Here is a 20,687-nt window from a genome sequence, read left to right on the forward strand (position 1 = left end):
CTCAGGGCGCGGCGAGCACGTGCCTGTCGAGGACGAAGCACACGAACTCGCCGCTGAACACGACCTCGCCGCCGGCCTCGCGCACGACCTCGACCGCGACCATGCGCTTTCGGCCATGTTCGCTGGAACATGTCGCTCGGGCCAGCACGGCCTCGCCGACCCGCACCGGCTTGAGGAACTTGACCGTCGCCGAGCCGAGCACGACGTTGGGGTCGTTGACAGCCAGCATCGCCGCGTAGTCGGCGGCGCCGAACACGAAGCCGCCGTGACACAGGCCGTGGTCGTCGGCGGCCATCACCGGCGTCGCCACCAGCCGCACCTCGGCCCGCCCGGGCGCGACCGTGACCGGCGCGCCGCACAGGCTGGGGTCGATCCGCGGGTGAGTGGCGATCGCGGCGGCCGTCATCGCCGCCGCTTATAGCACGGCCTCACATCGGGATGTACTGCGAGCACAGGCTGTCCTCGACCGACTGATTGATGGCGGCCGACAGGCTGAGCTGACCTTCGTACACGTCGTTGATGTTGAACGCCCCGCCGTCGGTCGCCTGCGGGATCGGGGTCTTCCCTTGGTAGGGCGTGAAAAAGCCCATGCTGACGTCCTGGTTGTTGCCGGGCCCCCCGGTCTTGTCGTTGTCGACGAAGCTGAACACGCGGATCTCGCGCTCCTGCAGGCCGAGCACCGTCTCGTCGTAGCTGTGCTGGACCACCTCGCCGCTCTGGACCGCCCCCTTGTCCCCGAACGTGTCGTCGGTGGTGTGGATGATCATCCGCAGCGTCGACTCGACGGGCCGCCACTGGAACCCGAACGCGGCCAGGTACAGCCCGTCGATCGTGTTCTCCGGCCAGTCGCCGTTGGAGCCGTTGCCGTCGGTCTGCGAGTTGCTCTGCGTGAAGTTGCTCCACTGGATGAAGTCGGCCTGCAGCGAGGCCGCGTCGGCGTACGGCGTGCCGTTGTTGATCAGCGTCGCGTCGTCGACGAACACCACCAGGCCGTAGTTCGGCTGGGTGTCGACGTCGAGGTTCGCGATCGCCTGGTCGACCACCAGGATCTCCTGGGCCAGCTTCTGCAAGATCGCCGACATCGACGTCGACACGTCCATCACGAACACGATGTCGATGTTGGGCTTGCACATGTCGCCGCTGGTGGTCGTCTCCCACCAGCCGGTGTCGGTGTCCTCGCCGGTGGTGAACGGCGAGGTCGTGGTCGTCAGCGTCGTCGTCCCCGTCGTCGTCGGGCCTGTGGTCGGCTCGGGGCCGGAGGTGCTCACAGCCCCCGTGGTCGTCCCCGACTGGGAGCCCGTCCCCTCGCTCGTGCCGTCGCTCTCGCTGTCGCTGTTCGAGCTCGTCGGGCCCGGCTCGACCGTCGTCACGCCCGTCATCGACTCGCTCGTCGGCGTCGTCGCCGTCACGCCGGCGGTCGCCGTACCGTCGCCGGAGTCACCGCAGGCCGCGAGCACGAGGCCCGCAGAGAACACACCGGAGAGCACGAGAGGAATACAGCGAGACGAGCAAAACATCGTCAACAGCACAGCTCACCCGTCGCGTGCCCGTCAAGCGGGGCCCGACATAAAATGTTGCCGCCCCCGCGTCCGCGGTTTACCGTGACCTCGGAGGGCCCTCGGCCATGAATTTGAGACTCATCGCACTGTCCCTGCTCGTCGCGAGCGCAACCGCGACCACCAACGTCGCGTGCAAGAAGGACTCCGCGTCCGAGACGCCCGAGCCGGTGGCCGAGGCGGCCCCCGAGACCGCGCCCGAGCCCGAGCCCGAGCCCGCCGCCGCCGAGCCCGAGCCCGAGCCCGCCCCGGCGCCCGCGGCCAAGGACCTGATCGGCGTCGTCGGCGGCCTCGAGAAGGGCAAGACCTTCGCCGAGCTGCTGGTCGTGGCGGAGCTCGACAAGGAGCTCGCCAGCCCCGAGGTCAACCTCACCGTGCTGGTCCCCAGCGACGAGGCGTTCGCCAAGCTGCCCAAGGGCACCCTCGACAAGTGGAAGAAGAACAAGGATCAGCTGCAGAAGGCGCTCAAGTACCACTTCATCCCGGGCATCAACGACACCGCGAAGATCGGCAACTACCGCACCGCGCCGACCGCCGCCGGCCCCGAGCTGCCGATCGTGCAGAGCCAGGACTCCGAGATGACGATCGACGGCGCCAAGCTGCTCGAGATCGACCTCCCGGCCAGCAATGGCATGGTCCACGTCATCGACAAGGTGCTGCAGCCGGGCGCCAAGAAGAAGTGAACAGGCCTTCCCCTTGAGCCAGGTTTCTCGGAACATGTCCCGAGAAACCTGGCCCCCGGACTAGAAGTACGTGCCCATGCCGAGGTGGCCGGCGAACAGGTGGAAGGCCACCCGGTTGACCGTGCCGATCTCGTAGCCGACATTGCCGGCGGGCGCGTCGCGCAGATCGAAGGCGATCTGGGCCGCCGAGCCCTGGCCGTAGCTGTAGCGCACCGCGATGCAGGTGCTGAACACGATGCTGCGCGCCCGCTCGCCCTTGCCGAGGCGGACCGGCGAGAAGAACTCGACCCCGGTGGTGAGCCCGTAATAGTTGATGCGAAAGTGCGGGAACTTGTGCGTGTGGACCTCGTCGTCGCGGTCCGAGAACACGCCGATGCCGAAGTACAGCCGCTCCGCGGTGCGCAGGCGGGCTCCGGCGCGCACGTTCCACAGCGGGCGGATGTTGATGTCGCGCGCGCTCAGCTTGAGGCCCGGGCTGTAGTCCATCTCGCCGCTGATCCAGCCGCGCCGGCGCGGCAGCGCGTAGGCCACCCCGGCCGTGAGCCGCATCGGCGCCACCCGCCCGCGGGCCGACGGCTCCGGCGAGTCGTCGAACTCGAACTTGTACTCGTCGTCGCCGTCGCCGGGGCGGTCGACGTTGGAGGTGTTGAGCTCGTAGCTGCGGCTCGCCTCGAAGGCGACGAAGCGAGGTGTCCGAAAGGTCAGGCCGAGGTGGAGGTTCTTGACGAACTCCCACTGCAGCCCGACCACCACCTCGCCGCCGAACACCGAGCGCTTGCTGTCGTAGTCGTAGGTGCGCGTGGCGTCGGTGCGCGACTCCGGCGTGCCCGAGGCCGTGTCGATCCAGATCCGCGTCTCCTCGCGCTGCCAGCCGTAGGTGCCGAACAGCGTCATGCCGATGCGGAAGCGCGGGTGCGGCTGCCAGCCGATCGCCGGGCCGGCGTGGTAGCGGTAGATCCAGCCGTCGACCTGCACCCGCGCGTCGTACTCGGTGGTCCCGCCGGCCCCGCGCAGCACCGCGTTGTAGTCGTAGTAGTCGTAGTCGGGCGCGAAGTAGCCGACGCCGACCGTGACCCCGCGGCCGAGGTGGCGCGTGACCGCCAGCGACGACGGCATCACCAGCGCCTGCAGGCTGCTCAGCGTCGCCGCGTCGCGCGTCCCGCCCGGCAGGTCGGCGACCGCCGCGTACGGGACGATGCGGGCGCGGAACTGGCCGGCCTGGGTCGACAGGTTGAACTGCGTGCGACGGACCGCACCGAGCCCCGCCGGGTTGTAGTAGATGGTCCCGGTGTCGCGCCCGAGGGCCGTCACCGCCCCGCCGGCCAGCGCCGCCTCGTTGCTCAGCGGGTTGGTCTCGCGGTTGCCGGCCGCGGCCTCGCGCGCCGGCAGGCCGACGGCGAGCGCGCCGACGACGACCAGTCCCGAGAGACAGGCCCGGGGCGTGCGGCTCGAGCGGCCGCGAGCGTCGGCCTCACGAGCCACGGGCGACGTAGAGGTCGAAGGTGAGGTCGACGACCGGACGGCTGTCGCTGTCGTGGAAGTGCCAGGTCAGCGTCGCCGCGTTGGCCCGGTCGACGCGCTCGAAGTAGACGTAGCCGCGCATCGACGTGCCCGGGACCAGCACGCCCCACGGCAGCGCCGACGAGGCCACGTCGCCGCCGACCCACTCGATGCGGCCGAAGTCGAGCTGGCGGCCGGGGTGGTAGCCGTTGTCGTTCTGCCCGGCCTGGACGAACGAGCCGCCGGCGTCGAGGAGATCGCGCCGGAATCCGCGCTCGTCGATCAGGTCGATGTCGCCGGGCGCCAGGCGGATCGGCCGGTTGCCGAGGTTGGCGACCAGCACGTGGAGCACCGTGACCTGCTCGTCGAGGTCGCTCGGGATCCCCTGCCAGGCGCCCGTCGTCAGCACCACGCTGATCCCCGACTGCGGATCGCGGGCCACCATGCGGTGACCGCCGTCGATGGCGACGAGCTCGCCGGAGGGGATACAGGCGGCGCTCGCGAGCAGCAGCGCGAGCGCGAGACGTCTGGAGGCGCGCGTCACGGCTGCAAGCATACTCGCTTTGACCGCCGCCGCGAGTCGGACCCGCTGCTGCCCGAGTCAGGTCTCACCGCCATTTGCGCAGTTTGCGCTCGCGCCCACGCATCACCTCGGTTGGTCCTCCCGGGTCGCGCCTCGGCCGCGCCTGCGGTCGCGCCACCCCGACGCGCGCCACGACCGGCGCTATCATCCGCGCGATGAAGATCCTCATCGTCGAGGACAACAAGAAGCTCGCCAGCTTTTTGCTCCGCGCCCTGGCCGAGGAAGGCTACGTCGTCGACCTCGTCGAGGACGGCGGCGTCGCCATCACCCAGAGCCGCAGCATCAGCTACGACCTCGTGATCCTCGACTGGATGTTGCCCTCGGTCGACGGACTGACCGTGTGCCGCACCCTGCGCTCGGCCGGCGCGACCATGCCGATCCTCATGCTCACCGCGCGCGCCGAGATCCAGGAGCGCGTGGCCGGCCTCGACGCCGGCGCCGACGACTTCCTGCCCAAGCCGTTCGACCTCGGCGAGCTGCTGGCCCGCGTGCGCGCGCTCGGACGCCGCGGTCACGGCGATCGCTACCTCGAGGTCGGGCCGGTCCGGATCGATCGTCACGAGCGCACCGTCACGCTGTCCGGCCGCCGGCTCGATCTCACCCCGCGCGAGTTCCTGCTCCTCAGCTACCTCGTGCGCGAGGCCGGGCGCGTCGTCCCGCGCACCGAGCTGCTGCAGAAGGTCTGGGAGCTGTCGTTCGACCCCGGCTCCAACGTCGTCGAGGTCCACGTCAAGAACCTGCGCACCAAGCTGGGCGAGCACGCCGCCCGCATCGAGACCGTGCGCGGCGTCGGCTACCGCTGGCAGAACGAGGCATGAAGCTCCGCAACCGCCTGGTCGCGGTCGTCACGGGCGTCACCGTCGTCGCCCTCGCGTTCTCGTTCGTCCCGCTCTACATCCTGGTCCGCGCGCTCGAGACCTCCGACCTCGACCACGCCCTGTTCCGCCAGGCCACCGCGCTCGCCCAGCACCTGCCCGGCACCTACGCCGCCGGGCACCCGCTCGACGAGGGCCACGCCGACGTGCCCGAGAGCATCGATCCCACCCCGCGCTACACCGCGGTGTACGGCCCCGGCCACGAGCTCGAGACCGCCTCCGAGAGCTTCGACGGCCGCGCCCCGCCCTCGCTCGAGGCGCTCGGCCTGCGTCGCCCGGTCCCGTGGGACGGCGTCGCCGTCGACCTCGAGGTCGGCGACACGCGCCTCCGCGGCGTCGTCATGCCGACCGGCGATCAGGGCGAGGCCCTGCTCTACGCCGTCAGCAAGAGCACCGTCGAGGACGACACCGCCACCCTGTTCGAGCTCCTGCTCGCCATCTTCGTGTTCGCCGTCGGGGCCACCGCCGTGATCGCCCGCATCCTCGGCGAACGCCTCGCGCGCGACGTGCACTCGGTCGCGCGCGTCGCCCGGTTGGTCGCCGAGGGCGACCTCGCGGCGCGGCTCGGCGACCCGCGGACCATGGGCGCCGACGAGACGCGCGCCCTCGCCTCCGACCTCGATCACATGATCAGCCGCCTCGACGAGGTCGTGTCGTCGCAGCGGCGCTTCATCTCGCACGCCGCCCACGAGCTGCGTTCGCCGCTGGCCTCGCTGCGCGGCGAGCTGCAGCTGGCCCTGCGCCGCGATCGCACCGCCGAGGAGTACCGCGCCGCGCTGACCGAGATGTTGTCGTCGGTCGACGCCCTCATCGCCCTCGCCGAGGACCTGCTGCGGCTCGCGCGGGCGCAGGGCGGCGCCCCGGCCACCCGCGCTCGCGCCCGCGTCGCCGACGTCGTGCGCGAGGCGGTGCGGATGGCCCGCGGCCACGACGACGATCGCGGGGTCACGATCACCGTCCCGCACGCGCTCGCCGAGTTTCCCGTCGAAGTGCGCGGCGCCGCGGCCGACCTCGCCCGCGCCCTCCGCAATTTGATCGACAACGCCGTCGTGCACAGCCCGCCCGGCGGCGAGGTCCGCATCGAGGTCGTCGTCGTCGAGAGCGGGGTCGAGCTCGCCGTCGTCGATCAGGGCCCGGGGATCCCGGTCGAGGATCAGCCGCACATCTTCACCCCGTTCTTCCGCGGCGCCGGCGGGGAGAACCAGGAGGGCGCCGGCCTCGGCCTTGCGATCGCCCGCGGCCTCACCGAGGGCAGCGGCGGTCGGCTCGCGCTCGACACCCGCCACACCGGCGGCGCGCGCATGGTCCTGCACCTCGCCTTCGCCGATCCGGGCTCGGCCCCGTGAAGCACCTGGCCTTTCAGCCATGTCCTTTCCTCCAGGACCCCCCGGCGGGCCCGTCCTGACGCGCCTCGCGCAGCGCCCCGCCGCCCTGCCGGACCCCTTGCGGGCGCACGCGCGCGCCGACTAGCCTCGCGTCATGCGTCGCCCCCCTCGCTCGCCTGGCTCGTGCGTCGTGCTCCTCGCCGCCTGCACGGTGCCGAACCCGGCCTACCACGTCACCCAGGGCCTCTCCGACAGCAGTTCGGGCGACACCCCGGGCGCGACCGACGGCGCGACGCAGAGCCCCGGCAGCGCCACCGGCGAGCCGACCACCAGCCACGGCGACAGCCAGGGCACCGACAGCAGCGCGAGCCCCACGACCCCGACCAGCCACACCGCCACCAGCGGCGACACCGAGGACACCGCCGCGACGACGCAGACCGCGACCACCAGCCCGGGCACCACCGACGACACCGCCGCCGCGACCTCGACCGGCGACGGCAGCGACGCCACCTCGATGGCCGCGAGCGACACCCTCGGGCCCAACCTCGACCTCGGCATGCCGGACCTCTGCTCGCTGCAGGCCGCGCCGGACCTCGGCCTCGCCGTGCAGCACAGCCCCATGCCCAACTGCCTCGGCTTCACCGCGCTCACCCTGGTGGTCGAGGCCAAGCCCGACGACCACACCCTCAAGTTCCGCGAGTGCCTCGCCACCAACGAGTGCTTCGCCGGCAACAAGCAGTGCGCGCCCAAGCAGAGCGTCACGTTGAAGATCGCCGGCCCCGCCTCGCACGTCCCCGACCTCGCGCCGGGCACCTGCATCAACCTCGCCTACCAGGCGACCGGCCTCGCCGACGCCAGCACCTGCAGCAGCTCCCTCGTGCGGATCGGCAAGACGGGCGCCAACATCAAGACCACCAGCGTGTACGCGGCCGCCGGCGGCGTCCCGGCCACCGGCGCGCTCCCGGCCCCCTGGCCGGAGATCCTCGGGTTGTCCGTCACCGCCGAGCTGGTCGCGCCGTGCCTCGGCGGCGAGGTCTGCGGCCAGCCCACCGGCAACCACGACCTCGTCGGTCAGGCCGCCGGCGTCGAGGCCACGGTGCCGATGCAGACCGAGGAGCCGCTCAAGCTGCCCCTGCTCGACAAGCAGAACAACAAGATCGGCGACGTCGCGGGCAGCCTGTTCAACCTGCGCTCGTACGCCGTCGCCCCCGCGCAGTGCGAGTTCGACTGGATCTGGATCGCCGACGAGATCCGGCCCTGAGGACATGCCCGCATGAGCATGTTCATCAGGACATGCCCATACCAGCATGTTCTCTGCGACAGGCTGCGAAAGACATGTGACCCCGGCGCGCGATCCTGCGCCGGGCGATTTTGCCGCGCGCGAACTCGCCGGGCCCACACGTCCGCGTGTGCGTGCTAGAGTGCGGCGATGGTGAACCGGTGGGCGCGAGCGCCCCTCGCCGCACTCCTCGTCCTGTCGACGGCCCTCGGCCCCCACGCGACCGCGCGGGCGGCCCCGGCCGCCGACGACCTCGTCGGCTTCGACCGCAAGTTCCGCGAGGGCCAGGAGCAGTACAACCGCGGCCGTTACCTCGACGCCGCGCGCACCTGGACCGCCGCCGCCGACCTCCTGAGCGAGACGGCCGCCAACCGCGACAACCGCCAGGCCGTGTTCGACTACATCGCCGAGTCCTACCGCCACACGCTCGTCAACGGCGCCGGCCAGAGCGTGCTGCGCGAGGGCCTCGCGGTGCTCGACGCCTACGCGACCGGATACGCCGCCGCCTACCCCGGCGAGGCGCTCGGGGCCCAGATCGACGACGTCCGCCAGCAGCTCCGCGCCGCCGTCGAGGCGGCCGAGCCCAAGCCCGTCGACCCGCCCCCCGAGCCGGACAGGCCCGCCGAGCCCGCCCCGGTCGTCTCCGCCGGTACACGACCACCCGACGCCGCGCCCGCCCTCGCGTGGAAGGGCCTCGCCATCGGCGGCGGCGTCGTGCTCGCCGGCGGCGTCGCCTCGCTCGGCCTGTTCATCGGCGGCCTCGTGCGCGCCCGCGAGGCCGAGCGCAGCTACGAGGACCCGGCCAACATGTGCCCCCCGAGCGACGCGACCGGCGCCTGCGCCGAGTTCGATCGCACCGGCCGCTCCATGAACACCCTCGCCACCGTCGGCCTCGTCGCCGCCCCCGTGCTCCTCGGCGCCGGCGCGGCGATGCTGGCGATCGGCCTCAAGCGCCGCGCGAAGGCCCACGCGATGGTTCCGGTGGTCGGCCCGACCATGGTGGGACTCGTATGGGAGCAGCGGTTCTGAACCCCCGCGCCCGCCCGGGCGCGCTGGCCGTCCTCGCGATCGGCGGCTGCTTCTATCAACCGCAGGTCGCGGCCACCGACGCGACCACCGCGACCACCACGACGTCGACCGGCTCGACCCTCGATCCGCCGACCGGCACCACCACGACGTCGACCACCGGCACCACCGATCCGATCGGCGAGACGACCACGACCGGCACCACCAGCGACCCGACCTCGACCACCAGCGACACCACCACCGGCACCGACTCGTCCACCACCGACGACCCGGCGATGTGCACGATCCCCGACGTCCCCGATCTCGCCGTCCGCATCACCCACGCGCCGGCGCCGGCCACTTGCGGCAACGACCTCGGGAGCGTCGTCAACGCCGTGTTCACCGGCAAGCCCGACGACCAGACCCTGCTCTTCCGCCAGTGCACGGTCTCCGCCGATTGTCAGGCGGGCAACCTCCAGTGCGACGCCACGCAGGAGCTCAGCGTCCACATCGACGGCCCGGCCACGCACGTCCCCGAGTTCGCGCCCGGCGCCTGCGTCAACATCGCTTACCTCCCTGCGGGCTACGCCGACCCCGAGACCTGCCAGATTCGCCTGCTGCGGCTGGCCAGGACCGGCCCCGACATCGCCAACACCAGCGTGTTCGTCGCCGCCCTCGGCGTCCCCGACACCCTCGAGCTGCCGGGCCCGTTGCCGCTCGCGCTCGAGTTCCTCGCCAGCTCCGAGCTCGCCGACGCCTGCCCTCACGAGAGGGTCTGCGACCGCCCCAGCGGCCGCCACGACCTCGTCGGCGACTTCCCCGACGCCGTCGTCGCCGTGCCGATGGGGACCGAGTCGCCGGCCGTGATCGACCTCCGCGACAAGAGCAACGTCAAGATCGGCACCGTCCCCGGCTCGCTCTACAACCTGCGCTCGTACGTCCTCCCGGTCGACCAGTGCGAGTTCGACTGGCTGTGGCTGGCCGACGAGAACCGGCCGTGAGCCCGATCGGACATGCCCTCTAGGACATGCCCATAATGGCATGTCCCATCGAACATATCCCATGAGACACGTGCACACCGACCTCGCCGCGGCGGACGTTCCGCCCCAGCGCGAGCGACACGGCCGCCGGCGCGGCAGGGCTCGACCCGCGGCCTCGCCGGAGGATTCGCGGGGCGCCCACCGTCGTCCCGCGATCTCCGCCGCCCTCGCCAGGACGGCGTTTGCTCCCGGTCACCTCACCGGAGCCTGACGGTCGCTATGCCCGGGGCGGGACTCGAACCCGCACGCTTGCGCCGGGGATTTTAAGTCCCCTGTGTCTACCGATTCCACCACCCGGGCGCGGGCCCTCTTAATAGAAGCACCTGGCGTCGTTGAGAAGGCGGCACGGTCGACCGGCTCGCGCGAGATCGCACCTGAACACCCGGACACGTGCGCAAACTTTCACCTGCACAGACGAGCGGCAGTGTCCGCCGGCGCGAAAACGCGTGCTAACACGGCGCGGTGGACACTCCTTCGTCGGAACGGACCGGCCGCCTGAGCCCCGTGCGCGAGCCCGACTTCATCGAGGTCAAGGGAGCGCATGAGCACAACCTGCAGATCGACGAGCTGTTCGTGCCCAAGCGCAAGCTCGTCGTGTTCACCGGCGTCAGCGGCTCCGGCAAGTCGAGCCTCGCCTTCGACACCCTGTACGCGGAGGGTCAGCGCCGCTACATCGAGAGCCTCTCGGCCTACGCGCGCCAGTTCCTGGGCCAGCTCGAGCGGCCCAAGATCGAGCACCTGCGCGGTCTGTCGCCGACGATCGCCATCGAGCAGAAGAGCGCGTCGAACAACCCGCGCTCGACCGTGGGCACGATCACCGAGATCTACGACTACCTGCGCGTCCTCTACGCCCGCGTCGGCACCCAGCACTGCACCGACTGCGGCAAGCCGGTGCGCAGCTCCTCGCCCGAGCAGATCGTCGACGCGCTCCTGGCCGAAGCGCCAGGTTGCAAGCTGACCCTGTTCGCCCCGCTCGTCACCCACCGCAAGGGCGAGTTCAAGGACCTGTTCGAGGAGCTGCGCGGCCGCGGCTTCCTCCGCGTCGAGGTCGACGGCGAGATCCACCGCCTCGACGATCCGCCCAAGCTCGACAAGAAATTCAAGCACACCATCGCCCTCGTCGTCGACCGCATCACCGCGCGGCCCGAGGATCGGCGGCGGATCACCGAGAGCGTCGAGCTCGCCCTGCGCGAGGGCAAGGGCGAGGTGCGCGCCGAGGCCGAGGGCAAGGGCGGGGCTTCGGGTCCCAAGCTGCAGTTCTCCGAGTCGCGCAGCTGCTGCGGCAAGAGCTTCCCCGAGCTCAGCCCGCAGAGCTTCTCGTTCAACAGCCCGCTCGGCATGTGCCCCGACTGCAACGGCCTCGGCACCCGCAACGAGGCCGCGCCCGACCTCGTCGTCCCCGACCCCAGCCTCAGCATCCGCGACGGCGCGATCGCCCCGTGGGCCTCCGCGATGGAGCGCGGCGAGGGCTGGACCTTCCGGATCGTCGAGGCGCTGGCCGAGGCCTGCGACGTCGACCTCGACATCGCTTGGAACAAGCTGTCCAAGAAGAAGCGCGACACCGTGCTGTTCGGCGTCCAGGGCGAGCAGAAGATCGCCGTCAAGTGGGGCAGCGAGAACAGCGCCTCGCAGGGCACCTGGGGCATGAAGTTCGAGGGCGTGATCCCCAACCTCATGCGCCGCTTCCGCGAGACCGACAGCGAGGCCGCGCGCGACTACTACCGCAAGTACTTCCGCGAGGCCCCGTGCGACGCCTGCGGCGGCAAGCGCATGCGCCCCGAGAGCCTGGCCGTGCGCGTGTCCGGCGTCGGCATCGCCGACGCCACCGCCCTCACCGTGCAGCAGGCCAGCAAGCACTTCGCCTCGCTCACCCTCACCCGCGCGCAGCAGACCATCGCCGAGGGCGCCCTGCGTGAGATCGCCGCCCGCCTCACCTTCCTCCTCAACGTCGGCCTCGACTACCTCACCCTCGATCGCTCGGGCCCCACGCTGTCCGGCGGCGAGGCCCAGCGGATCCGCCTCGCCAGCCAGCTCGGCTCCGAGCTCAGCGGCGTCATGTACGTGCTCGACGAGCCGAGCATCGGCCTCCACCAGCGCGACAACCAGCGGCTGATCCGCACGCTGCAGCACCTGCGCGACCTCGGCAACACCGTCCTCGTCGTCGAGCACGACGAGGACACCATCCGCGCCGCCGACCACGTCGTCGACTTCGGCCCCGGCGCCGGCCACCTCGGCGGCAAGGTCGTGTTCAGCGGCAGCGCCAAGGAGCTGGCGCGCTGCAAGGAGAGCCTCACCGGCGCCTATCTCTCCGGCCGCAAGGAGATCGCCGTCCCCTCGAGGCGTCGCCCGGCCAGGGGCAAGATCAAGGTGCTCGGGGCCGCCGAGCACAACCTCCGCGGCATCGACGTCACCGTCCCGCTCGGCGGCCTGGTCGCCGTCACCGGGGTCAGCGGCGCCGGCAAGAGCTCGCTCGTCAACGGCATCCTCCTGCCCGCGCTGGCCAACAAGCTGCACGGCAGCCTCGATCGCGTCGGCGCGCACAAGGGCCTCAGCGGCCTCGAGAAGCTCGACAAGGTCATCGCCATCGACCAGCGCCCGATCGGCCGCACCCCGCGCTCGAACCCCGGCACCTACACCAAGTCGTTCGACCTGATCCGCGAGCTGTTCGCCCAGCTGCCCGAGTCGCGCGCGCGCGGCTGGAAGGCCGGCCGCTTCAGCTTCAACGTCAAGGGCGGCCGCTGCGAGGCCTGCCAGGGCGACGGCGTCATCAAGGTCGAGATGCACTTCCTCAGCGACGTCTACGTCCCGTGTGAGGTGTGCGCCGGCAAGCGCTACAACGCCCAGACCCTCGGCGTCACCTACAAGGGCCGCACGATCGCCGAGATCCTCGACTCGAGCGTCGACGACTGCCTCGAGCTGTTCGAAAACCACCCGCCGCTCAAGCGGATCTTGAACACGCTCGTCGACGTCGGCCTCGGCTACATGAAGATCGGCCAGACCGCCACGACGATGTCGGGCGGCGAGGCCCAGCGCGTCAAGCTCAGCCGCGAGCTGTGCAAGGTGCAGACCGGCAACACGCTCTACGTCCTCGACGAACCGACCACCGGCCTCCACTTCGAGGACATCGCCCGCCTGCTCCACGTGCTCCAGCGCCTGGTCGACGCCGGCAACACCGTCCTCGTCATCGAGCACAACCTCGACGTGATCAAGTGCGCCGACTGGATCATCGACCTCGGCCCCGAGGGCGGCCAGGGCGGCGGCCTCGTCATCGCCGAGGGCACCCCGGAGGAGGTGGCCAGGGTCGAGGCCTCGCACACCGGCCGCTTCCTCGCCCCGCTCCTGCGCCGCAAGTGAGGCGAGCCACGAGACCGCGCCTCGCCGCCCGGCAGGCGCGGCTTCGTGCCGCCCGAACCGAACATGTCCCGATGGACATGTATCATTGGACATTGAATCAGGATCGGACACCTCGTTCAGCATGTCTCCGAGGACAGGTCCGGGACACGCGCCACGGAATCACCGCGGTCCGGCCATACACCCGTCACGCCCCCGCGCCGCTTGCGACGCGACGACTCTGCCCGTAGCCTGCTGGCATGCGCTTGGCTTGGACTTCTGTTGGCTCTCTCGCACTCCTCGCGGCCTGTCCGACGAAGGACACCGGCACACCCGCCACCGACACCGCCGTCACGGACACCTCCGACACCGGTGACTCGCCTGAACCGCCGAGCAGCACGGGCGACATGCTCACCACGGAGGTCACGCCGACCGAGACCGGCGAGACCACCGACACCGGCAGCACACCCACCGAAAGCACCGCCACCGCCGCGACGGCCACCGATGCCACTGCGACGTCCGCCGACACCACCGCGACGACCGGCGACACCTCGCCCGACACGGACACCGATACGGGGAGCGAGCCCGCGATGTGCCCCGAGGCCGACCCGGCGGTCGACGCCACCTTCGCCGTCACCCTCCTCGACTGGCCCGAAGCCTGGACCGAGATGCATTTCATCGACGTCCTGTGCACCGTCGACGCCGTCACCCTCGAGGGCGGGATGGTCGTCACCGCGCTGAGCTGCGACCACGAGGGCGAGCCGCGCCTCGCGACCGTCAGCATCGTCGCCGCGCCCGAGGGCGACGTCACCTGGGCGGCAGGCGACAGCGTGCAGCTCGACAGCATGGCCCTCGACGACGACGTCAGCCTCCCCACCCGCGCCGTCACCATGCGCACCCCCGACGAGCAGCAGCTCCTCCTCGTCGCCGTCGACGGCGCCGAGGAGGCCGACGAGCCCACCCGGTTCGAGCCGCTCCTCTACACCATCGCGGAGTTCTGCGACCTGCCGCCGTGGGGCGATATCAACGGGGTCGTGGCGACCGTCACGCTCGAGAGCCCGATGGGCCCCTCGCTCAGCCTGAACTCCGGCACGCGCGGCAGCTTCGCCGCGGACCCCGGCGAGGTCTACGCGTTCGACCTCGCCGAGGCCGTCGTCGGCGCGTGCTGCCACGGCAACGACATCCTGCAGCTGCTCGTGCGCCGCGTCGCGATCGACGGCTGAACCAACACCACGACCGGCTCCACCTCCTCGCGGTCCTCCGGACTCGGCCTCACCGCGCGATCGGCAGCCGCGTCGGCCCGCGCGACGGCGGTCGCCCGCGCGTCGCCGCGATCTCCCCGTCGCCGAACGCCGCCAAATAATCGGGACGCACGCCCGGGCAGACCTGCTCGAAAGGACAGCCCGTGCACGCCGGCACCTTGACCCGCCCGGCCAGCCGGCTGTCCTTGAGCGCGAACGTCGCCTCCGGCGTCACCACCACCACCCGGTCCGCGCCGGGGTCCCACGCGTGCGGGTGATCCTGGCCCAGGAGGCAACGCGGCACGTGCAGCGAGCGCAGCGTCATCGCCCGCGCCCGCCCGCGCGCCAGCGCCTCGGCGATGAACGGCAGCGCCTCGGTCATCCGCGGCAGCGACGCCACGTTGTCCGCGTTGGCGTCGGTCAGCGACACGTACCAGAGATCGACCGCGCGCACGCCGTGCCCGGCCAACCACTCGATCGCCGCCGGCAGGTCCGCCATCGTGTCGCGCTTGACGATCAGGTCGACCACCAGCGGCGCCCCGCTGGCGACCGCCCGCTCCAGCCCGCCCACCATCGCCGCGTACGTGCCTGTCCTCCGGACCAGCTCCTCGTAGCGGTCGGCCCGGTGGGTGTGCACCGACACGTGCAGGCGCGTCGCCCCGGCCGCCAGCAGCCGCGCCAGGTTGTCGCCGTGCGCGTACATCAAGCCGTTCGACTGCACCTTGATGTCGGCGAACCCGAGCGCCCGGCCGGCGCGGACGATCGCCAGCAGGTCCGGCCGGATCGTCGGCTCGCCCCCCGTGATCGACAGCGCGTCGAGCCCCTGCGCCCGCCCCTCGCGCAGCGACGCCAGCGCGTGGGCCGTCGACAGCGCCCGCCCGCGCAGCGCCGGTCCGATCGTGCAGTAGTCGCACCACAGGTTGCAGTCGTAGCCGAGGATCATGTCGAGCAGCCCCGGCACTCAGTCCTCCCACCAGCCCCGGAAGCGGGCGTCGAGCGCCACCAACTCCGCCAGCAACGGCTCCCCCAGGCTGGTCGGTCGCGCGTGCAGGCGCAACGTCTCGACCGCCTCGTGGTTGCCGCGGGCCACCTGCCGCAGCCGCCGCTCGACGTCACCTGTCCCTTCCGCCAGCATCGACTCGAGCATCGCCGCCACCGGCAGGAACGCGTGCGCCGCCAGCAGCACCCCGTGCAGCGGCCGCGGGTCGGGGCGCACCGGCGAGGCGTACAGCGGCGACCAGGCGTTGTCGAGGATCGGCCCCTGCTCGAGCAGCGCGTGCAGCTTGTTGTGCGAGAACTCGTGGATCAGCGCCTCGGCCAGCGTCAGCGCGCTCGGGTGCAGGCTCAGGTAGACCGTCCCGATCGCCTCCTGGTACGACGCCGACAGGTGGCGCTCGCCGTCGTGGCCGACCGGCACCACCAGCACGAGGCCGACGTCGAGCTCCGCGCGCAGCGCCGGCAGGTGCGTGGCGATCAGCTCGAGCCCGGCCCGCAGCCCCGCCAGCCAGGCCGCCGGCGGCAGCCCGCCGAGGTCGAGCGCGCTGCCCGACTTGTCGGGGTGCGCCTCGAGCCCGGCCAGCGGGTTGTTGTCGCGCCGCAGCGCCAGCGCGATCGGCCCCGCGATCGTCGCGTAGATGTCCGTCAAAACATGCTCCGACGGACATGTCCCGAAGTCCCTCCCGAGCGCCCCCCCGACCCCGCCGACCGCCCACCCGTCCGGCCCGATCGCCAGCGGCCCCGGCGGCGGCGCCAGGGCGCAGCGGGCCCCCAGGCACGGCACCATCGCCGGCGGCTGCAGCACCGTCACCCTGTCCTCGAGGACACCCGCGACCGCCAGCTCGAGCGCCAGCGTCGCCAACAATTCGCCCTGCAGCGCCGCGTCGGGCCGACCGCGCAGGCAGCGGATCAGCGTCCCCACCGTCGGTCGCCGCACCGCGCTCGCCAGGGCTCCCGGCGACTGCCCGGCGATCCGGCGCAGCACCGGCGCGAAGCGCCCCCACGCCGCCCCGTTCGGCCCGGGCGCCGGCGGCAGCCGCAGCAGCTCCGTCAGCGCCCGCCGCAGCGCGGCCGAGAACAACCCCCGGGCCGTCTGCGAACCCCGCGCCGGCAGCGTCAGATCGGCCAGCACGCCCCCTCCGCGATCTCCAGACATGGCCCCGAGAACATGTCCTGAAGTCTCTTCGCGCGCGGCCCCGCGGCCGCCGGTTCCGCCGTCCCTCTCCTCGCCGCCAGCTCGCCCGCGCCGAAGCGCTGCAGGTACCTCGCGTCGATGCCGACACAACCGCCGCGCAGCTCGCAGTCGTCGCAGCACCCCGCGAACGCGCGAGGCGGCCCCGGCACCCCGCGATCGCGCAACGGACCCAGCAAGCACGCCGGCGCGCCCGCGACCGCCGCGGCCAGGCCGGCGCGCTCCGCCGCCGCGATCGCCTGCAGCGCGTACGGCAGCGCCGCCCCGAGCCGCGGGATCAGGCCCCCGGCAGGTTCACGCCCGTCCTCGGCGATCACCTCCACGCACCAGCCGACCGCCGCGACGTCGACGAGCAGCCCCGGCAAGGCCGCCAGCACTCGCGCGTTCGATCGCGTCAGCGGCGTGCGCACCGTCGCCGCCACCCGCAGCGCCCGGGCCGCGCGGAGCAGCGTCGTCGTCGCCCGGAACGACCCCTCGAGCCTCGCGTGCCAGTCGTGCGCCGCACTGTCCGCCGCGTAGAGCCGGGCCTCGATCGCCCCCACCCCCGCCGCGACCAGCTGCGCCAGCGCCTCGCCGGTCAGCGCCGCCGGCCCCGGCGCCACGACCACGCGCGTGAACCCGGCCGAGCGGGCCGCGCTCGTCCAGCGCGTCAGCGCGTCGCCGTCGCCGCCGACCAGCGTCAGCGTCATACCTGTCCCTCGCAACATGTCCAATGCGTCCTGTCCTTCCGGACTGGACGGCGCCGCGCGGACGCTCAGCTCCACGGCTTCAGCACGGCCTGGCTGTGGCCCGCCAGGCGCTCCGACAGCGTCAGCAGCCCGGCGATCGCCGGCGCGCCGCGCTCGGCCGCCAGCTGCGTGAGCCGCTCCGCCAGCACCCGCGCCCCCTGCTCCTCCTCCGCCGTCGACGGCCGGTCGCCGCCGCCGCCGTTGGCGAGGTACAGCGCCAGGTCGCCGGCGTGCGCGACCGCGCGGGGGCCCTCGGCCTCGGCGCGCATCAGATCGACCTGGAAGCGCTGACCTTTCGGCGTGCGCATCAACACCGGCACCGCGCCGGCCGTCAGCGGCATCACCTGTTCGACCCGCCATTCGCCGGTGCGTCCGACCAGCCCCGCCAGCGGCGCCGTCGCCGACGAACCGGTCGTGCGGGGTCGGAGCGCGCACGCGGCGGTCGAGACACCGGCAGCGGCAACTCCGAGGGCGGCGAGGACCTTGCGACGGGCGACACGCGGCGAAGGCTTCATGCAGTCAGTCTTCCTAATCGAAGCCCACGGTACTCGCCGGTCGCATCTCCCGTCAAGGCGACGCGAGCCCGGGCCGCTCACGCCAGCCCCGGACACCTCACGCGAGCCCGGAACTCGCCCGCGCCTTTGCCGACGCCGACGCCTCCACCGTCCTCCCGTCCTCCCGTCCTCCCACGAACGCGAGGACGCGCTAGCATCGGCGCTGCGCATGGACGATCGCCCCCACGCCGCACGGCCCTCGCGGCCCGCGAGGCCGCCGCAGTTCGGCCCCGGCGACTACAAGGCGCTGATCAAGGTCGGCTACGGGTGCAACGAGCACTGCACCTTTTGTCACACCCTCGACGTGCGTCCGATCGACGGCGACGCCGAGGAGGTCGAGCGCAAGATCCTCCGCGCCGCCGAACTGGGACACGGCATGGTCGTCCTGTCCGGCGGCGAGCCGACGATCCGGCCCGAGCTCCTGCGCTGGGCCGCGCGGATCGCCGGCCTCGGCCTCGACCTCGGCCTCGTCACCAACGGCCGCGCCCTCGCCTACCGCCAGCTCACCGACAAGCTCGTCGCCCACCGCCTGCGCTACGTCTACCTGTCGCTGCACGGCGGCACCGCCCCGGTGCACAACCGCCTCGTCCGCAGCGACGCCTTCGATCAGGCGCTGGCCGCCCTGCGCAACCTCGGCGGCCGCGGCCTCGACCTCACCGTCAACTGCGTCGTCACCCGCCAGAACCTCGCCCACCTGCGCGGCCTCGTCGACCTCGTCGCCGGCTTCACCGACGTCACCCTCAAGTTCTCGATGGTCGAGCCCAAGGGCGGCGCCGCGCGCAACTTCGAGCTGCTGGTCCCGCGCGTCGCCGCCGTCGCCGAGGCCGTCCTCGACGCCGCCGCCCACGCGCGCGAGCGCGGCGTCCGCGTGCAGCACGGCGGCGTCCCGCGCTGCCTCCTACCTGGCCTCGAGGACAGCTACAGCGACCTCCGCACCCACCGTTACTGGACCATGGTCGAGATCGGCGAGCCCGATCTGTTCCCGGTCGACGACGACAACAAGCGCCACCCGCCGGCCTGCGACGGCTGCAGCCTGCGCGGCGGCTGCCCCGGCCTGTACCGCGGCTACCACGACGTCCACGGCGCCGGCGAGCTGCGGCCCGTGACCGACCGCCCGCGCGCCAACTCGTTCAACTACACGCTCGAGGCGGTGCACCCGGCCCCCGACGACACCTGTCCCTTGCGCCAGGGCCCGCTCGGCGTCACCCCGTGGGAGCGCGGGCGCCACCTGTTCGTCCGCCGCGGCGGCGCGATCGCCCGCTACCGCGCCGACAGCCGCGACTTCACCGACGAGGAGATCGCCGCGATCAAGCACGACCTCGGCCAGGTCTACGTCGACGCCGCTCGCGGCCCGGCCCCGCAGGACTTCGCCCGCGAGCTGGTCCCGCTGGCCCGCAGCCCGCTGTGCGCCGGCTGCCCGCACCTGTCCGCATGCACAGGGATGTTCGAACCTGTCTTTGAGGACATCTTCACGCGCGACGACGCGGTCGTGCGCGCCCGGCTCGCCGGCCTCACCGGCGACGTCCTCGACCTCGGCTGCGGCGACGCCCCCTACCTCGACGTATTGGCCCCGCGGATCGCCGCCGGCGCGATCCGCTACACCGGCGTCGACCCCGACCCCGGCGCGCTCGCCCGCCTGCGTCCCCGCCTGCCGCCCGGCGCCGCGCTCGCGCAGGCCGACGCCGAGGCGCTCGACCTCGGCGAGCGGCGCTTCGACGCCGTCACGATCCTCCGCAGCTACAACCACCTCCGCGACCCCGACCTCGTGCTGCGCGCCGCCCTGCCCCGGCTGCGCCCCGGCGGCCAGCTCGTCGTCTGCGACAACACCGCCTTCGGCCTGGCCCGCACGCCCGCGCAGACCACCCGCGGCGAGCGCTCGAGCGCCCGGCGCGAGCACTACCGCAACGACACCGCCGTCGAGGCCGCGCGGCGGATCGCCGCCGTCGCGGCCGAGCTCGGCGTGCCCCTCGCGACGCACGATTGCCACGACATCGCCCCGGGCACCAGCAACCAGTGGCTGCTCGTCTACGGCGTCGGCGCCTGACCTCCCGCTGCCGGGCGCGCTCGCCTACCGCTCCGCCGCCCGATCGCGTACATAACCGCGGAGACCGATGTCGATCACCTTCTACTACGCCCCCAATTCCAGCGCGACGCGCGTGCACTGGGCCCTCGAGGAGCTCGGTGTCGCCTACGACAAGGTCAAGCTCGACCTCCGCGCCGGCGACCAGCACAAGCCGGAATTCCTCGCCATCAACCCCAACGGCAAGGTGCCCGCTTTGGTCGTCGACGGCACGCCGATGTTCGAGTCGCTGGCGATGATCATCTACCTGGGCGACCGCTTCGGCGCCGACAAGGGCCTGTGGCCGCGCGTCGGCTCCGGCGAGCACGCCGAGGCGCTGGCGTGGATCGTGTGGGGCTCGGTCACCCTCGGCGGCACGATCTTCCGCATCTTCTACAACACCAGCGAGTGGTTCCCGGCCGAGTCGCGCAACGCCCGGCAGGCCGAGACCGCCGGCAAGGAATTCGAGGCGCAGCTCGGTGTGCTCGACCAGCGCCTGCGCGGCCCCGAGTACCTCGTCGGCGACGGCTTCACCCTCGTCGACGTCGCCAACGCCGCCGCGCTCGGCTGGGCCCTGACCATGATCAAGGTCGACATGACCCGCTTCCCCGGCGTGGCCGCCTGGCTCGACCGCTGCACCCGCCGCCCCGCCCACCAGGCGGTCCGCGCCGCCTAGCCGCTTCGCCAGGTCCGATCGACCAGGTCCTTTGGAGCCTGCCCCTTTCGACCTGCTCCTTCGAA

At 72.3% G+C, this 20,687-nt stretch carries 18 protein-coding genes and 1 tRNA gene; 10 read left to right on the forward strand and 9 right to left on the reverse strand.

The genetic code is table 11. The features are described from left to right. Window position 1 precedes the first annotated feature (1 nt). The gene (locus K7C98_RS28145) at window positions 2-406 is read right to left on the reverse strand and encodes a PaaI family thioesterase (protein WP_224194874.1); all 405 of its coding nucleotides are present in this window, start codon (window positions 404-406) and stop codon (window positions 2-4) included. A gap of 22 nt (window positions 407-428) precedes the next feature. Beyond that, complete coding sequence (locus tag K7C98_RS28150) at window positions 429-1,487, reverse strand: hypothetical protein (protein ID WP_224194875.1); 1,059 nt, start codon at window positions 1,485-1,487, stop codon at window positions 429-431. A gap of 137 nt (window positions 1,488-1,624) precedes the next feature. On the opposite strand from K7C98_RS28150, the gene K7C98_RS28155 reads away from it, so the two are divergent. After that, window positions 1,625-2,239 (forward strand): fasciclin domain-containing protein, encoded by a 615-nt coding sequence (locus K7C98_RS28155; RefSeq protein ID WP_224194876.1) that lies wholly within the window; start codon window positions 1,625-1,627, stop codon window positions 2,237-2,239. A gap of 60 nt (window positions 2,240-2,299) precedes the next feature. Here the strand turns inward: K7C98_RS28155 and K7C98_RS28160 are convergent, their stop codons facing one another. Further along, entirely contained in the window at window positions 2,300-3,721 is a 1,422-nt protein-coding gene (locus K7C98_RS28160; protein ID WP_224194877.1) for an OmpP1/FadL family transporter, read from the reverse strand. Then, a complete protein-coding gene (locus K7C98_RS28165) occupies window positions 3,711-4,283 on the reverse strand; it encodes a hypothetical protein (RefSeq protein WP_224194878.1) in 573 nt (190 codons plus the stop codon). The genes K7C98_RS28160 and K7C98_RS28165 overlap by 11 nt, the downstream gene beginning before the upstream one ends. A 194-nt stretch (window positions 4,284-4,477) precedes the next feature. On the opposite strand from K7C98_RS28165, the gene K7C98_RS28170 reads away from it, so the two are divergent. The 5 genes from K7C98_RS28170 (at window position 4,478) to K7C98_RS28190 (ending at window position 9,807) form a co-directional block, all read left to right on the forward strand. Beyond that, window positions 4,478-5,140 carry a response regulator transcription factor gene (locus K7C98_RS28170; RefSeq protein ID WP_224194879.1) on the forward strand — a complete coding sequence of 221 codons (663 nt, stop codon included), beginning with the start codon at window positions 4,478-4,480 and terminating at the stop codon, window positions 5,138-5,140. Continuing rightward, window positions 5,137-6,543, forward strand: a complete 1,407-nt coding sequence (locus tag K7C98_RS28175) for a HAMP domain-containing sensor histidine kinase (protein ID WP_224194880.1) — start codon at window positions 5,137-5,139, stop codon at window positions 6,541-6,543. Before K7C98_RS28170 ends, K7C98_RS28175 begins: the two co-directional genes overlap by 4 nt. 133 nt (window positions 6,544-6,676) lie before the next feature. After that, a complete protein-coding gene (locus K7C98_RS28180; protein WP_224194881.1) occupies window positions 6,677-7,783 on the forward strand; it encodes a hypothetical protein in 1,107 nt (368 codons plus the stop codon). A 168-nt stretch (window positions 7,784-7,951) separates the two neighbouring features. After that, a complete protein-coding gene (locus K7C98_RS28185) occupies window positions 7,952-8,830 on the forward strand; it encodes a hypothetical protein (RefSeq protein ID WP_224194882.1) in 879 nt (292 codons plus the stop codon). Continuing rightward, the gene (locus K7C98_RS28190; RefSeq protein ID WP_224194883.1) at window positions 8,812-9,807 is read left to right on the forward strand and encodes a hypothetical protein; all 996 of its coding nucleotides are present in this window, start codon (window positions 8,812-8,814) and stop codon (window positions 9,805-9,807) included. Before K7C98_RS28185 ends, K7C98_RS28190 begins: the two co-directional genes overlap by 19 nt. A gap of 259 nt (window positions 9,808-10,066) precedes the next feature. Here K7C98_RS28190 and K7C98_RS28195 read toward each other — a convergent pair. Next, window positions 10,067-10,146: transfer RNA gene (locus tag K7C98_RS28195), tRNA-Leu, on the reverse strand. 162 nt (window positions 10,147-10,308) lie between these two features. Here K7C98_RS28195 and uvrA point away from each other — a divergent pair. Together uvrA and K7C98_RS28205 are read left to right on the forward strand one after the other, a co-directional pair. After that, window positions 10,309-13,200: an excinuclease ABC subunit UvrA gene (uvrA, locus tag K7C98_RS28200; RefSeq protein WP_431312842.1), complete on the forward strand. Its 2,892-nt coding sequence runs from the start codon at window positions 10,309-10,311 to the stop codon at window positions 13,198-13,200. A 236-nt stretch (window positions 13,201-13,436) separates the two neighbouring features. Next, window positions 13,437-14,399, forward strand: a complete 963-nt coding sequence (locus K7C98_RS28205) for a hypothetical protein (protein ID WP_224194884.1) — start codon at window positions 13,437-13,439, stop codon at window positions 14,397-14,399. A gap of 49 nt (window positions 14,400-14,448) precedes the next feature. Here K7C98_RS28205 and K7C98_RS28210 read toward each other — a convergent pair whose 3' ends face one another. Genes K7C98_RS28210 through K7C98_RS28225 form a run of 4 tightly spaced genes read right to left on the reverse strand, consistent with a single transcriptional unit; the run spans window position 14,449 to window position 17,848 of the window. Continuing rightward, on the reverse strand, window positions 14,449-15,378 hold the full coding sequence (locus K7C98_RS28210) for a radical SAM protein (RefSeq protein ID WP_224194885.1): 930 nt from the start codon (window positions 15,376-15,378) through the stop codon (window positions 14,449-14,451). Continuing rightward, a complete protein-coding gene (locus K7C98_RS28215; RefSeq protein WP_224194886.1) occupies window positions 15,379-16,569 on the reverse strand; it encodes an aKG-HExxH-type peptide beta-hydroxylase in 1,191 nt (396 codons plus the stop codon). Further along, on the reverse strand, window positions 16,530-17,369 hold the full coding sequence (locus K7C98_RS28220; protein ID WP_224194887.1) for a hypothetical protein: 840 nt from the start codon (window positions 17,367-17,369) through the stop codon (window positions 16,530-16,532). Before K7C98_RS28220 ends, K7C98_RS28215 begins: the two co-directional genes overlap by 40 nt. Further along, on the reverse strand, window positions 17,360-17,848 hold the full coding sequence (locus K7C98_RS28225; protein ID WP_224194888.1) for a hypothetical protein: 489 nt from the start codon (window positions 17,846-17,848) through the stop codon (window positions 17,360-17,362). Before K7C98_RS28225 ends, K7C98_RS28220 begins: the two co-directional genes overlap by 10 nt. Before the next feature lie 208 nt (window positions 17,849-18,056). On the opposite strand from K7C98_RS28225, the gene K7C98_RS28230 reads away from it, so the two are divergent. Both K7C98_RS28230 and K7C98_RS28235 read left to right on the forward strand, forming a co-directional pair. Beyond that, window positions 18,057-19,931: a radical SAM protein gene (locus tag K7C98_RS28230; RefSeq protein ID WP_224194889.1), complete on the forward strand. Its 1,875-nt coding sequence runs from the start codon at window positions 18,057-18,059 to the stop codon at window positions 19,929-19,931. Between the two features lie 67 nt (window positions 19,932-19,998). Further along, window positions 19,999-20,622: a glutathione S-transferase family protein gene (locus K7C98_RS28235; RefSeq protein WP_224194890.1), complete on the forward strand. Its 624-nt coding sequence runs from the start codon at window positions 19,999-20,001 to the stop codon at window positions 20,620-20,622. Window positions 20,623-20,687: the final 65 nt, after the last annotated feature.

The organism is Nannocystis pusilla (genome assembly GCF_020073745.1).
Lineage (GTDB): Bacteria > Myxococcota_A > Polyangia > Nannocystales > Nannocystaceae > Nannocystis > Nannocystis radixulma.